This window comes from Arthrobacter sp. AK01, assembly GCF_021109375.1.
Classification (GTDB): domain Bacteria; phylum Actinomycetota; class Actinomycetes; order Actinomycetales; family Micrococcaceae; genus Arthrobacter.
The window spans coordinates 18,451-31,239 of the sequence record NZ_JAJOHP010000004.1 but is presented as its reverse complement, the minus strand read 5'-3'; the positions used below and the strand labels follow the sequence as shown (position 1 = coordinate 31,239).

At 63.0% G+C, this 12,789-nt stretch carries 15 protein-coding genes; 8 read left to right on the top strand and 7 right to left on the bottom strand.

Annotated features, from left to right (window positions below; all coding sequences use genetic code 11):
• The first annotated feature begins 110 nt into the window (after positions 1 to 110).
• Positions 111 to 1,085, top strand: a complete 975-nt coding sequence (locus LN996_RS02405) for a dienelactone hydrolase family protein (protein ID WP_231338599.1) — start codon at positions 111 to 113, stop codon at positions 1,083 to 1,085.
• A gap of 11 nt (positions 1,086 to 1,096) precedes the next feature.
• Here LN996_RS02405 and LN996_RS02400 read toward each other — a convergent pair whose 3' ends face one another.
• Positions 1,097 to 2,185: a YhcG family protein gene (locus LN996_RS02400; protein WP_231338598.1), complete on the bottom strand. Its 1,089-nt coding sequence runs from the start codon at positions 2,183 to 2,185 to the stop codon at positions 1,097 to 1,099.
• Between the two features lie 60 nt (positions 2,186 to 2,245).
• Between LN996_RS02400 and LN996_RS02395 the strand changes: the two genes are divergently transcribed.
• Together LN996_RS02395 and LN996_RS02390 are read left to right on the top strand one after the other, a co-directional pair.
• On the top strand, positions 2,246 to 2,737 hold the full coding sequence (locus LN996_RS02395) for a DNA alkylation repair protein (RefSeq protein ID WP_231338597.1): 492 nt from the start codon (positions 2,246 to 2,248) through the stop codon (positions 2,735 to 2,737).
• Positions 2,738 to 2,804: 67 nt separating this feature from the next.
• Positions 2,805 to 4,322 carry an FAD-dependent oxidoreductase gene (locus LN996_RS02390; RefSeq protein WP_231338596.1) on the top strand — a complete coding sequence of 506 codons (1,518 nt, stop codon included), beginning with the start codon at positions 2,805 to 2,807 and terminating at the stop codon, positions 4,320 to 4,322.
• On the opposite strand, the gene LN996_RS02385 is transcribed toward LN996_RS02390, so the two are convergent.
• Positions 4,319 to 5,296: a hypothetical protein gene (locus LN996_RS02385; protein WP_231338595.1), complete on the bottom strand. Its 978-nt coding sequence runs from the start codon at positions 5,294 to 5,296 to the stop codon at positions 4,319 to 4,321. The genes LN996_RS02390 and LN996_RS02385 overlap by 4 nt on opposite strands.
• Positions 5,297 to 5,375: 79 nt before the next feature.
• On the opposite strand from LN996_RS02385, the gene LN996_RS02380 reads away from it, so the two are divergent.
• The 3 genes from LN996_RS02380 to LN996_RS02370 are packed head-to-tail and all read left to right on the top strand — an operon-like array spanning position 5,376 to position 7,443.
• Complete coding sequence (locus LN996_RS02380; RefSeq protein WP_231338594.1) at positions 5,376 to 5,864, top strand: DedA family protein; 489 nt, start codon at positions 5,376 to 5,378, stop codon at positions 5,862 to 5,864.
• A gap of 32 nt (positions 5,865 to 5,896) precedes the next feature.
• Positions 5,897 to 6,700, top strand: coding sequence for a thioesterase family protein (locus LN996_RS02375; protein WP_231338593.1), 804 nt, complete (start codon positions 5,897 to 5,899; stop codon positions 6,698 to 6,700).
• Complete coding sequence (locus tag LN996_RS02370; RefSeq protein WP_231338592.1) at positions 6,700 to 7,443, top strand: lipoate--protein ligase family protein; 744 nt, start codon at positions 6,700 to 6,702, stop codon at positions 7,441 to 7,443. Before LN996_RS02375 ends, LN996_RS02370 begins: the two co-directional genes overlap by 1 nt.
• A gap of 162 nt (positions 7,444 to 7,605) precedes the next feature.
• Here the strand turns inward: LN996_RS02370 and LN996_RS02365 are convergent, their stop codons facing one another.
• The 3 genes from LN996_RS02365 to LN996_RS02355 form a co-directional block, all read right to left on the bottom strand.
• Positions 7,606 to 8,238 carry an MBL fold metallo-hydrolase gene (locus tag LN996_RS02365; protein ID WP_231338591.1) on the bottom strand — a complete coding sequence of 211 codons (633 nt, stop codon included), beginning with the start codon at positions 8,236 to 8,238 and terminating at the stop codon, positions 7,606 to 7,608.
• Positions 8,235 to 9,320: an S-(hydroxymethyl)mycothiol dehydrogenase gene (locus LN996_RS02360; protein WP_159703023.1), complete on the bottom strand. Its 1,086-nt coding sequence runs from the start codon at positions 9,318 to 9,320 to the stop codon at positions 8,235 to 8,237. The genes LN996_RS02365 and LN996_RS02360 overlap by 4 nt, the downstream gene beginning before the upstream one ends.
• Before the next feature lie 141 nt (positions 9,321 to 9,461).
• Complete coding sequence (locus LN996_RS02355) at positions 9,462 to 9,719, bottom strand: mycoredoxin (RefSeq protein WP_090825295.1); 258 nt, start codon at positions 9,717 to 9,719, stop codon at positions 9,462 to 9,464.
• Between the two features lie 169 nt (positions 9,720 to 9,888).
• Between LN996_RS02355 and LN996_RS02350 the strand changes: the two genes are divergently transcribed.
• On the top strand, positions 9,889 to 10,635 hold the full coding sequence (locus LN996_RS02350) for an SOS response-associated peptidase (protein WP_231338664.1): 747 nt from the start codon (positions 9,889 to 9,891) through the stop codon (positions 10,633 to 10,635).
• Positions 10,636 to 10,638: 3 nt separating this feature from the next.
• Here LN996_RS02350 and LN996_RS02345 read toward each other — a convergent pair whose 3' ends face one another.
• Together LN996_RS02345 and LN996_RS02340 are read right to left on the bottom strand one after the other, a co-directional pair.
• Positions 10,639 to 11,028 carry a hypothetical protein gene (locus tag LN996_RS02345; protein WP_014921999.1) on the bottom strand — a complete coding sequence of 130 codons (390 nt, stop codon included), beginning with the start codon at positions 11,026 to 11,028 and terminating at the stop codon, positions 10,639 to 10,641.
• Between the two features lie 45 nt (positions 11,029 to 11,073).
• Positions 11,074 to 11,610, bottom strand: coding sequence for a TetR/AcrR family transcriptional regulator (locus tag LN996_RS02340; protein WP_231338590.1), 537 nt, complete (start codon positions 11,608 to 11,610; stop codon positions 11,074 to 11,076).
• Positions 11,611 to 11,663: 53 nt separating this feature from the next.
• On the opposite strand from LN996_RS02340, the gene LN996_RS02335 reads away from it, so the two are divergent.
• Positions 11,664 to 12,725 (top strand): FAD-dependent monooxygenase, encoded by a 1,062-nt coding sequence (locus tag LN996_RS02335; protein ID WP_231338589.1) that lies wholly within the window; start codon positions 11,664 to 11,666, stop codon positions 12,723 to 12,725.
• Positions 12,726 to 12,789 lie beyond the last annotated feature (64 nt).

Genomic DNA, 12,789 nt, shown 5'->3' with positions numbered 1-12,789 from the left:
CTGTTCGTCAACCGGCCCGGCCATGCGGCTTTCGAGGGCAGTGAACCGTCCCGCCCTTGCCCGCGTCTAGACATCAGGGGAGGATAAATGCCATCTTCGGAAGGTTCAGCATGGTGCAGCTTGAGAAGTTCGAAAAGTACTTGATTGAAGAGTTCTACGACGACTACCGGTCGGGCGAGATGTCGCACAAGACATTCACCAGGCGGGTGGCATTCATCATGGGAAGCATGACCGCGGCTGCGGCGGCCATGGCCCTTGTGGGCTGCACGCCGGACGAGGTTCCGCGGACCGCGGACCCAATGCCAACGCCATCGCCCACGTCGTCGGCCACATCAGCGGCAGGCCCCACCACCGCGGTTCCCAACGCCAAGAGCCCGTTGTCGGTTCCGGAGGGTGCAGCCGGACTCACGACGGCCACGGTGAAATTCGACTCCGGCGGGACAGAAATCAGCGGGTATCTGGCCCGGCCCGACGGAGGCCAAGAAGGCCCCGGGGTTCTGATCTGTCACGAGAATCGAGGCCTTACGCCGCATATCCAGGATGTTGCCCGCCGCTTCGCCAAAGAAGGCTATGCAGCACTGGCGCTGGATCTGCTGAGCCGGGAAGGCGGTACGGCGTCGATGGATCCGGACGCCGTTCCAGGGGCGCTGACCCAAGCTGGTGCGGCACGCCACGTCTCCGACTTCAAAGCGGCCTTCGACTACCTTAACGGCCAGGATTTCGTGGAGCAGGGCCGCATCGCCATGATCGGCTTCTGCTTCGGCGGCGGCATCACGTGGCAGGCATCTACGGAAATCAGTGGGCTCAAAGCAACATCTGCCTTCTACGGTCCAGCGCCGGACCTGGTCAAGGTGCCCACTATCAAGCCGGCTGTGTTGGGTGTCTATGCGGAGAATGACGCACGCATCACTGGCGCGATGCCCCAATTCCAGGAAGCCTTGGACGCATCAACGGTCAAGCATGAGCTCAAGGTCTACCCGGGCGTGGACCACGCGTTCCACAACGACACCGGTGAACGCTACGTCGAGGCCCAGGCGACGGCGGCATGGAACGACACCCTGACGTGGTTCAAGGACAACGTCTAAACAGCCAGGCGTCACCCGTTCAGCCGAGCAGCCTCACTTGCCAGCTCGGCTTCCAACGTCTCGATGCTCGGCAGGCTCGCTACCAATTCATCAGGCAACGAGTCGGCAACGGACGTGCGCCACTCAGCGATGCCCACGGGCGCGTTGAAACCGCGCAATGCGTATTCGGCCACCACGCTGTTCTTCTCCTTGCAGAGCAGCAAACCGATGGTCGGCTTGTCGTCAGGGTGCGCCATGAGATCGTCCACGGCTGCCATGTACATTCCAAGCTGTCCGAGGAATCCGGGTTCGAACTTCACGGCCTTGAGTTCGATCACCATGTAGCAGCGCAGCTTCAAATGGTAGAAGAGTAGATCCGCAAAGAACTCGTCGCCGGCTATTTCGAGCCGCACTTGTTCTCCAACAAAGGCGAAGCCCTGTCCCAGCTCCAACAGGAATTTCTCCACGTGCTTCACCAACTGCAGCTCCAGGTCCCGCTCATTGTGCCGGTCACTCATGGCCAGGAAATCAAAAACGTAGGGATCCTTGGTGGCCTGCTGCGCCAGGTCGGAGTCAGCGGGCACCATGGTGGACTTGAAGTTGGTGATCGCTTGGCCGGAACGCTCGTGCAACCGGGTTGAGATCTGATGTGTCAGGACGTTGCGGGACCAGCCGTGCTGAGCCGCCGCCGCCGCGTACCAAAGCCGCGTGGCGGCGTCGTCGAGTTTCTCCAGAAGGGCGATCTGGTGGTACCAGGGCAATGTTGCAAGCGGCGCTTGCAACATTGGGAAGTCCGGCCAGGCCTGCGCGAAGCTCTTCATGTAACGGAGGTTCCTGGGGGAGAAGCCCTTTGCCTCCGGGAACCGTGTCCGGATGTCGGCAGACAACCGTGTCACAACCTTGGCGCCCCAACCCTGCTCGGATTCCCGCTCCGCCAATTTCCGGCCGATGCTCCAGTAGGAGTTCAACAACTCGCTATTGGCGGCTGCCAGCGCCCGGGTCCTGCCAACGCGTACTTCCTGGGCCACGGTATGGAGCAAGGTGGGGTACCAATCGGGCATGGACGAAGCAGCAGGGACACCCGGGAAGGATGCCTCGGTAGCGAGCTCTTGGGACGGCATGGTGCTCCTGTCGTTTACTGTTGGCATCACGCTATGGGGAGGCACTGACAAAATAGGTGGGTGAGTGAAGCCGCCGAATTTGTGGACTACACGCTGCAGCGTGAGTCGTCATGGGAAAAGGCCGATGAGGCCAGTGAACGCCTAGGCGAAGCCTTGAAGGTATATGGCGCGTCTGTGGGCGCAGTTCGCGGAACAATCCGGGATACGCTGAAGCGGTACAAGAACCTCAACCATGACGACATCACCGCCTTGAGCTCGGAACTTTGGGAGGAGCCGGTCTTCGAAAGGCGTCTCGCAGCGGTGGTTCTGTTGCAAAGCAAAGTGTCGCTCCTCGTCAACACGGACCTCACCCGCATCGAAGGTTTCATCAGGGACGCCGGGACGCGGGAACTGGTGGATCCGCTGGCCAAAGACGTTGTCAGGCCATTGCTGGCCCGACTCGAAGGGCCGGCGAAAGACCGCGCTGAGCGCGTTCTGGATCGTTGGGCGACCGGCACGGACCCTGAATTGCGCCATGCCGCGGCCCTCGCCACAGGCGGCCCCACCCCTTGATAAGCACCAATGACCGGCCTAGCGTTTCCCTCAACACATGCCAGTGACTTGAGAGGCAGGTTGTTTGATGAAATCGCTGTGGTTGGATCGCGAATCGCCTTTCACCTCCGACGAAATTCCTGACGAAAAGCATTTCGACACGATCGTGGTGGGCGCAGGCCTCACGGGAATGGTCACAGCGCTGCTCTTATCCCGGTCCGGCCAGCGCGTGATGGTCTTCGAGGCCAGGACACTCGGCGCCGTCACAACGGGAAACACCACCGGCAAGCTAAGCCTCCTGCAAGGTGGTGTGCTCTCCGCCCTACGCAGCCAGTACTCCCTTAAAGTGGTCCGGGCCTACGTAGAGGCCAACAAGTCCGGACAGGCCTGGCTCGCGCAGTACATGGAACAGCAAGGCGTCCCATTCCAGCGCCGGACCGCGGTCACCTTTGCAACCACCGACGACGGCGGGCAGCGGCTCCGCAAGGAAGCTGCGGTTTCGCGGGACGCCGGTCTTGACGTCCATTTCAGCCGTGACGCGGGGTTGCCGTTTCCCGTAGTGGAAGCGTTGGAATTGGAAGGCCAGGCACAAATTCACCCCATGGACGTGCTGGCGACCCTCGCGAAGGATATCCGGGCGCATGGCGGGCTCATTGTTGAGGGTGTCCAGGTCCAGGATGTGGGATCAGGGCTGCCCCTGGACGTGACCACCCGCAGGGGCAGCTTCACTGCCGACACCGTAGTGCTCGCCACCGGGACGCCGATCCTGGACCGTGGCCTGTACTTCGCCAAGCTCGAACCGCACCGTTCCTATGCAGCGGCCCTGCGGGTGCCGGGCGACATTCCACAAAGTATGTACCTGTCCATCGACGCGCCCACCCGGTCCCAGCGGACACAGCCCACCGCTGACGGCGAATTGCTCTTGGTGGGCGGTTATGGACATCCGGGCGGCCGGGCTGCGTCGACGCAGTCACATCTTGACGAGTTGCTGGGATGGGCCAACAAGCACTACCCGGGCGCGGAGGTCACCCACACGTGGTCGGCGCAGGACTACCAAGCGACCAACCTTGTGCCGTTCTTCGGGAAGCTGCCGCGGGGACACGGCCGGATCTTCTTTGGTACCGGCTTCAACAAGTGGGGGATGAGCAACGGGGTGGCGGCCGCCCTTTCCATCACCTCGGACATCCTGGGTGGCCAGTCCGATTGGGCCACCGTCATTCATCATCGCGTCACCTCGCCCAAGGGCGCGGCGGAGGCCATCCGCCACAACGCAGACATTGCCCGCCGGATGATCGAGGACAGGGCCAGTGCCCGGAAGAACCCCGAAATCACCGACGAGACCCGCCCGCCGGAGGGGACTGGCGTCGTCGGCCTCTACAACGGTGAACCAGCGGCCGTGTCCACTGTGGAGGGCAAGGTCTGCCTGGTATCCGCCAGTTGCGCACACTTGGGTGGCCTGCTGAGCTGGAACGACGCGGAGAAGTCCTGGGATTGTCCCTTGCATGGCTCTCGTTTCACGCCCGAGGGCAAGTACCTCGAAGGGCCAGCAACGCATCACCTGCAGACCTCCGTCGGAAAAAATTCAGACGGCAGGAAAAAGGACTAGCTGAGTCGAGCGACGCGACGCTGGGCCTGGTCCGCGGTCCGGCGTTTTTGCGTGGCTTCCCGGACTGTGAGTTTCTTCTTTGATTCCGCGGCATCGGCGTCCCTGGTGAGTCCAATCAGTTCCGCTTCCAAGGAGGCCAGGCGTTTCCTGGCCTCTTCGATGTCGGATTTGAGGCTTGTTCTGCGGGCTGACAGCTCATTGACAAGGTCCCACGCTTCGGACGCAGCTTCTTCGGCAATCCGAGCTTCTTTGTTGGCGTCTTCGAATTCGCTCCGTGCTTCCTTCAGCGCTGCCTGTTGTTTGGCTGCGCGGCGATCCGCCAGGGATGTCGCCTGCTCTTGCGGTGCCTTCTCTGCCCCAGGCGTTTCTTTGGACGGCGATTGTGAGGCCTTAGTACCAGCATTCCTGGCGTCGCTCCTGGCCACCGGCTTCGCCGTGTTCTCTTGTCCGGGCGCAGCCTGGTCCCCGGGGCCAACCGCAGCAACCGCACCGGTGAGGTCCACGGACTCGAAGCCGCTGCCGCTCAGGCCGCGTACCAGCCGGCCCGTCGCAACGGCGGCGGCGGCGCCGGCATCAGCCATCGCCGCCCTCAGGGTCTGCTCCATATCGGTAACTGCGGCGGCACTCAACGGTGCACCCAGTTCGCCGGCGAGGTCTTTTGCTGCATGTACTGCCGCGGCCAGATGTCCTTGCCGCTGCTGACCCAGCTCGCGAAAGGACTCCGCGTCGCCCTCCTCTTGGGCGTTTCGGAGGGAAACGCCAAAACGTACGACGCCGTCAATCACCTCAGGTTTGTGAACGGCCAGCATGTTGATGGCCCAGGCGCCGGCGGCAGGCTTGGGGAGGCTGCCGATCTCTTTCGCAAGGTCCTTAGCGCCGTCGTCCTTGGCTTTGCGGACCAAGGCAGTTCGCTCAGCTGTGAAGTCACGGGGCACTACGGCGTACAACTCCTGGGCGGCGTCGCGGAGGTCCATGAACTCATCCTAGGGTTCATCGTGGCGGCCCCTGCGACCGAATCCGCGTTCCGGCGATGCTTAGGGTAGCCTAAGTCGGGTGGATCAGATCATGAGCTTGCCCTTCGGTGTCGCCCTCGCGGCGCTCTTCGCGATTGTCATGATCCGCGTCAATGTTACGTACTGGATTGGCCGGGGCGCCGTGGCCGGGTTCGCCCACACCCGTTTTGGGAAGTCCTTGGAGCGTCCCAAAGTAGCCCGTGCCCAAGCCCTGATCAAGCGATGGGGTCCGTACGCCGTCGTGCTTTCCTTCCTGACCATCGGCCTCCAGACGGCCATTAATCTTGCGGCCGGTGCGGCTCGAATGCCGCTGCGACGCTACCTGCCGGCCGCCATCGCCGGGTCTGTCATGTGGGCGTTTCTTTACGCGACCATCGGACTTGCCGCCCTGGAGGCATGGCTGGCGGTCGCAGCGGCGTCGCCCGTTGGGGCTGGGGTGGGAGTTGTGGCGCTGGCTGCCGTCATTGCCTGGGTGGTGGTGGCTCGCAGGCGTCGTTCCGCGGCCAAATCAGCGGATACAGTGGTCTGAGTTCTACTGCTGGATCGGCGAAAGGCTCGGGGTTGACTACTGCATTACCGGAACTGGCGGATGGCGATTCCTATTACGAATCGTTGGGCGAGGGACGCTACCGTTCCACGATCCATGCCCAGGGCGCCTGGAATCCCCATGAACAACACATGGCTCCAGCCTCCGGCATCCTTGCCGAGGCCCTTGTCAGGCATGAGCCCAGGGACGATGTCCGCCTGGCGCGGATCAGTTACGAAATCCTCGGGCTGATACCAGGCGGCGAGTTCCACATCACCACCTCAACGGTGAGGCCGGGACGGACGATTGAGCTCATCCAAGCCGAACTCTCGGCCGGAGGCAGGGTGGCAATCCGCGCCGCGGCTTGGCGTATGGTCACCAGCGACACCAGTGCGGTAGCCGCGGTGGAAGACGAGTCCATGCCCGCCCCGGGCGCATGCAAGCCATGGGACGGAGCCAGCGTGTGGCCCGGTGGCTACATCCGGTCGCTGGAGATGCGCTTGGCTGAAGGTCACCGTCCGGGATCCGGCAAGGTGTGGATCCGCACCTCCCACCCCTTGACGGACCAGCAGGACAGCACGGATCTTGCTCGGCTGATGGGCCTGGTGGACACCGCCAACGGGATCGCCGCCCGGGTTCCTCCGGGGGAGAACAGCTACATCTTCCCCAACGTTGACTTGCAGATCCACATGTACCGGGCGCCGTCCGGTGAATGGCTGGGACTGGACAACAAAGTCTCCTTCGGAAGCGACGGCATCGGCCTGACGTCCACCGTGCTCCACGACGTCAACGGACCGTTTGGCAGGGCCGAGCAAATCCTGACGTTGAGGAAGAGCTGATGTCGGCCGAGGCGCGGAGCCAGCTCACGGCGTATCGCCAATTGGAATCGATGGGTGCGGCGGAGGACCTCGATTTCGCCCTGGAACTGTTGAAGCGTGCCCGCAGCGGACAGTTGGGTCCTTCTCTTCGCCTGTACCGTCCGCTGCCCACGGTAGCGTTCGGGCAGCGGGACGCGAACCTTCCTGGTTTCCCTGCTGCGGAGGAAGCCTGTCGGGAGCTTGGTTTCGAACCCCTGATACGGAAAGCCGGAGGACGGGCGGCCGCATATCACCAGGGCACCTTGGTGATTGACCACATTGAGCCGCATCCAGACGCAATCGTTCGGGCCAAGGCCCGCTTTTCCGAGTTCGGTGAGTTGCTGGCTGGTGCGCTCCGAAGCGTCGGTGTCCATGCCGCCGTCGGCGAAATCCCGGGAGAATACTGCCCCGGTGAGTTCAGCGTCCACGGCGAGGATCCGGACTTTCCAGCCCACAGCATCAAACTGATAGGCACCGCCCAACGCGTAGTTTCCGGTGGTTGGTTGTTCAGTTCAGTGATAGTGGTGGAGAACTCCCAACCCATTCGCGATGTCCTGACGGCGAGCTACGCTGCCCTGGGCCTCGAGTGGGATCCCGCAACCGCCGGTGCGGCCAACGACCTGCTGCCGCACTTGGACGTGAAGACTGTCGAGGACGCAGTCATTGAGGCCTACCGCGGTTATGCGGACGTCGTCGACGGCGACTTCCGCAGCCTTGTGGGCTAGGGGCACGTGCGTCGTTTCACTGCGCGGGGCTGCGCCGCTGCCTACTATCCGCAGGCCAACGTGCTGGTGCCGCCGGATTCGACGGCGGCGGAAAGCAATACCCCGGCTTGAGCCGGCTGCCGCACCGGTTTATGGGACGGCAGCCGACCAGCGGCCCTGGGGTCAGTGCCCGCGGGCGATCCATTCGTCCAGGTGCGGCTTTTCCGCTCCGATGGTGGTGGAGTCCCCGTGCCCTGTGCGGACCACCGTTTCATCCGGAAGGCTAAGAAGCTTGGTCCGGATGGATTCGATGATGGTGGGGAAGTCGCTGTAGGAGCGTCCCGTGGCGCCCGGCCCGCCCTGGAAGAGGGTGTCCCCGCTGAAAAGCGTTCCTTCGCCCGCGAGGTGGAAGGACACGGACCCCGGTGAGTGCCCCGGGGTGTGAACGGCCTTCAAGGTGGCGCCGGCAACGGTGAACTCCTCTCCGTCAGCGATCGCTGCATCGGGGTCAACCTCGGGGAACACCGCACGCCACAGCATCCAGTCGTCCTGGTGCAGGAGGATGGGGGCCTTGGCAAGTTCCCTGAATTCACCGGCTGAGCGAATATGGTCGTCGTGGCCATGGGTCAGCAGGATGGCTTTGACCGTGCGGCCGTTGACAGCCTGCAGGACAGCGTCAGGATTGTGCGCGGGGTCGATCACTATGCATTCTGAGTCGTCGCCGACGATCCAGACGTTGTTGTCAACGTCCCAGGTCCCGCCGTCGAGCGAGAAAGTGCCGGACGTGACAACGTGATCAATCTGGAGGGTGTTCACAGTTCGACCACCGATCGGAGGACGGCGCCTTGGTGCATTTTGTCGAACGCTTCTTCGACCTGGTTGATGGTGATGCGCTCGGTGACGAACGCATCCAGGTCAAGCTTGCCTTGCTTGTACAGGTCCACGAGCATGGGGAAGTCCCGGGAGGGCAGGCAATCTCCGTACCATGAAGACTTGAGTGACCCGCCTCGGCCAAAGACGTCCAGCAGCGGCAATTCCAGGGTCATCTCCGGGGTGGGGACGCCCACCAGGACCACTGTTCCGGCGAGGTCGCGGGCGTAGAAGGCCTGCTTGTAGGTTTCGGGACGTCCGACGGCGTCAATCACCACGTCTGCTCCGAAGCCACCGGTGAGGGCACGGATTTCCTCCACGGGGTCGCCTGCGGAGGAGTCGACGGTATGCGTGGCGCCCAGTTCCTTGGCGCGTTCGAGCTTCTTGGCATCGATGTCCACGGCGATGATGGTGGTGGCTCCTGCGAGCGCGGCTCCTGCAATGGCTGCAACGCCTACGCCTCCGCAACCAATGACGGCAACCGAGTCGCCGCGCTTGACTCCGCCGGTGTTGAGCGCTGCGCCCAAACCTGCCATGACACCGCAGCCGAGCAGGCCGACGGCGGCGGCATCGGCGTCGGGGTCTACCTTGGTGCATTGGCCGGCAGCGACCAAGGTCTTTTCGATGAAGGCGCCAATGCCCAGCGCGGGAGAGAGCTCAGTGCCGTCTTCGAGGGTCATTTTCTGGGTCGCGTTGTGTGTGTTGAAGCAGTACTGGGCCTGGCCGCGGTTGCAGGCGCGGCAGTTGCCGCAGACGGCGCGCCAGTTGAGGACCACGCGGTCGCCGGGGGCGACATCGGTGACGTCGGGTCCTACTGCGCTGACCACGCCGGTGGCTTCGTGGCCGAGCAGGAACGGGAAGTCGTCGCTGATGCCACCGAGTTTGTAGTGGAGGTCTGTATGGCAGACGCCGCTGGTGAGGATGTCCACCAGGGCTTCGCCGGGGCCAGGTTCGGGAACCAGGATGGTTTCGAGGGTTGCGGGTGCGCCTTTGGAGCGGACGACGACACCTTTGACAGCGTGGACCATGGAGATGTTCCCTTCGGGCTCGCGGAGAGAGGGCCCTTAAATGCAGCAGGGCCCGCTACGGATTCCCAATCTGTCTATCACACGTGGCAGACAGTATGTGGATTGTTCCGTGCGGGCCCAACCTCGGCCGGCTGATGGCGCCTATGCTGCGAGGCGGCTCTCAACTTCGGAGGCGGAGGGGTTGGTGGCCGCGGTTCCGTCGGGGAACAGCACAGTGGGGACGGTGCGGTTGCCACCGTTGAGCTTCTCGACGAGTTCGGCCGTGCCATCTACTTCTTCGATGTTGATCTCGGTGTAGCCGATGCCCTTGGCGTCCAGCTGCTTCTTCAGGCGGTTGCAGTAGCCGCACCAGGTGGTCGAGAACATGGTGATGGTGCCGGAGTCGGGAGTGAAGTCCACAGAGCTCTCCTCAGTAGTGGTCGTTTTCACGGTGGTGGTTCGTTCGTAACAACGGTAACCCGGGACCGAATAATTCCCGTGCGGCCGGGTAGCGGGGTGACGTCACACCCTTGCGCTGGTGCGTTCATTCAGGAAAGGGCAGACTGGTCGCATGTGTGGACGTTATGTCATGGCCCGTGCGGTGGGGGACCTGCTTGCCGATTTCGACGCCGAACTTGAGAACGAAATTGCCCTTGGGAAGTCGTGGAACGTAGCGCCGACCGACTCTGTTCCCATCGTGTTGGAAAGACTCGTCGATGACAACCCGAAGCGGCAGCTCCATGTTGCCAAGTGGGGCCTGGTGCCCTCATGGGCGAAGGATCCCAAGGGGGGTGCGCGCCTTATCAACGCACGCAGCGAGACCCTTCTGGAGAAGCCTTCCTTCAAGAAGGCCGCTGTTGCACGTCGTTGCGCGGTTCCCGCTGACGGCTACTACGAATGGAAAAAGGGCGAGGGGAAGAACAAGCAGCCCTATTATGTGCACCCGGGAGATGGCCAAGGCCTGGTCTTTGCGGGCTTGTATGAGTGGTGGCGGGATCCGTCGGCATCTGATGACGACCCGGGCCGCTGGTTGTTGTCCATGTCCATCCTGACCGCGGACACTCCCACGGCAGATGTGGCCCGGACGCGGCGCAGCGCCTCGGTCTTTGACGAACTGACAGCGCTCCATGACCGTGTTCCATTGCCCATGAGCACAGAGACGATGGAAGCCTGGCTGGATCCGCGGGAGAAGGACGCCGGAGGACTGGTGGAACTGGTCCGTTCCAGGGCCCACGATGCCGCTGCTGGCTGGACGTTGGATCCTGTGGGCAGTGCCGTGGGGAACGTCCGGAACAACTCCCCGGAACTCATCGAGCCGGTGGAAGGCCTCTTCTAGCGGTCAGAGAGCCTCTGTCACCGGCACGCCGGACTGGAACTCCCGGCCGTCCGCCTCGCTGAAGCCCGTCATGACGTGGCCCTTGCTCAGCCCATGGATGGCCGACATCGGAAAGTTCCCCGTGATGACGTTGCCCGAGTGCTCCACGCCTTTGATGTCATAGTTTTCCTCGGCACTGAGGGAATGGTTGAAGGAATAGAACGAGATCGCCTCGCCATTCATGAATTCGATACCGAGCCTGCGCTGTGAGGAATAGTCCTCGCTGGCAGCAACAAGGCCCACGACGTAAGCGCCGGAGCCTGGTATGTTGCCATCGATTTCGAACCTTGCCACAAGGTTGTCGTCTTCGGCGGAGATGTTGACCTGCTTCAGGAGTGCGTCATTGGTGCTCATCCCACAATCCTGCTCTGTGGACCCGCCGGCGTCCACCCCTTTGACTCATCCTTCCAACAGGCGCTCGATGGTGCGGGCGACCTCGGATCTGTCCTTGACTTGCCCCTTGCGGGCGGTCAGCAGGTGCAACGCGAGGCCGTCGCTGTAATCGGAGACTGCTTCGGCCCGTGCCCGGGCTTCAGGGATCTCCATGGCTTCGAGCCGTTGCGCCAAGGCCGCTACCAAACGTTCGTGCCCGTCGGCGACGACTTCGGGCTGGTCCAGCGCGAAAACGAAACGGGCCCGGGTCAGTTCGGCGTTTTCCCCGGCGAGTCCCATGACCGCTCCGGCGATTTGCTCCGCCAGGGACGCTGCCGACGTCGGCAATTCCAGCCTCCCTTCCTGCAGCAGGAGGCTGTCCAGTTCTTCAACGCGGTCGACGGCGGCACCCACCAGTGCGGCCCGGTTGCGGAAATAGTTCGAGGTAGTTCCGACGGCGACGCCGGCTTGGGCGTCCACCGCCCGGTGCGTCAGGCCCTTGAGGCCCTGCGCCGAGACGACTGCGAGCGCAGCATCGGCTAACTGTGTTCGTCGGTCAGGCATGGCGAAAGTCTAGCGGCAAACCACTACCGGCACTACAAATGTAGTAGTACAGTGTGGGCATGAAAAAAGTGGAGATCATCGGCGGCGGAATAGCCGGCCTGGCGCTCGCAAGCCGGCTCGATCCCGGGATGTTCGACGTCACGGTTTACGAACAGCGGCCGGAACTGCCCCCTGTGGGAACAACCCTTGCCATGTGGACCGAAGCCCAGCAGGCACTGTCGGTGCTGGGCCTTCTAGGTGCAGCGCGTAGCCGGGGAGCCCCCATCAAGGCCGGTGCGCTCCGCAGCCCTTCAGGGGAACCCATGCTGTCAATGGAGGGGGAGGGGCTGATGGGGCTTTCCCGACCTGAACTGCTGGCGTTGCTGGATTCTGCCGTGCCTGAAACCGTGCGTCGGGTGACGGGGAGGGTGGAACAAGTGCCCGGCGATGCGTGGTTGACCGTTGGTGCAGATGGCGTCCGCAGCGTTGTTCGGCGGGACGCCTGGGGTGATCGGAGTGCAGCTAAACCCACGCCGTTCCTGGCTGTCCGCGGAGTGGTTCCCGGAACCCCTTCCCCTGAGGACGTCGGCGAGTACTGGGGCTGCGGAGAGATCTTCGGCTTGGCACCCGCAGGGGGTGGAGCCAACTGGTACGCCTCCTTCCGCTCAGAACTGGGCCCGGACAGGGTGGATGTCGCAGAAGCACTGGAAATGACGCGAAACCGCTATGCCAACTACTCGCCGGCCGTGCTGGAGGTACTTCACCGGGCAACTCCGGAGAATTCCCTGGCCCAACGCATCTGGACAACCCCGCCACTGGGCCGCTATGCGCGGGGCAATGTGGTCTTGGTCGGGGATGCCGCCCACGCCATGACGCCCAACCTGGGCAGGGGCGCCTGCGAAGCACTGATCGATGCCGTGACCTTGGGCGGGCTCCTCAACGACCTGCCATTGAAGGACGCGCTCGCCGCCTATGGCAGGAAGCGCGTCCTGCGCACCCAGCAACTACGGATGGCCTCCTCCTTGATGGGGAGCATCGCCCTTGCCCAAGGCATGCAACCTTGGCGCGACGCCTTGCTGAAACAGGTGGGCAGGAGGGTATCAAGAGCCCGGGATGGGGCTGGAACTTCGAAGTAGGTTTTGTCGCGGCGTCGGCGTAAACTGAATATATTCGAACATACATTCGAATAAGGATCTCCGA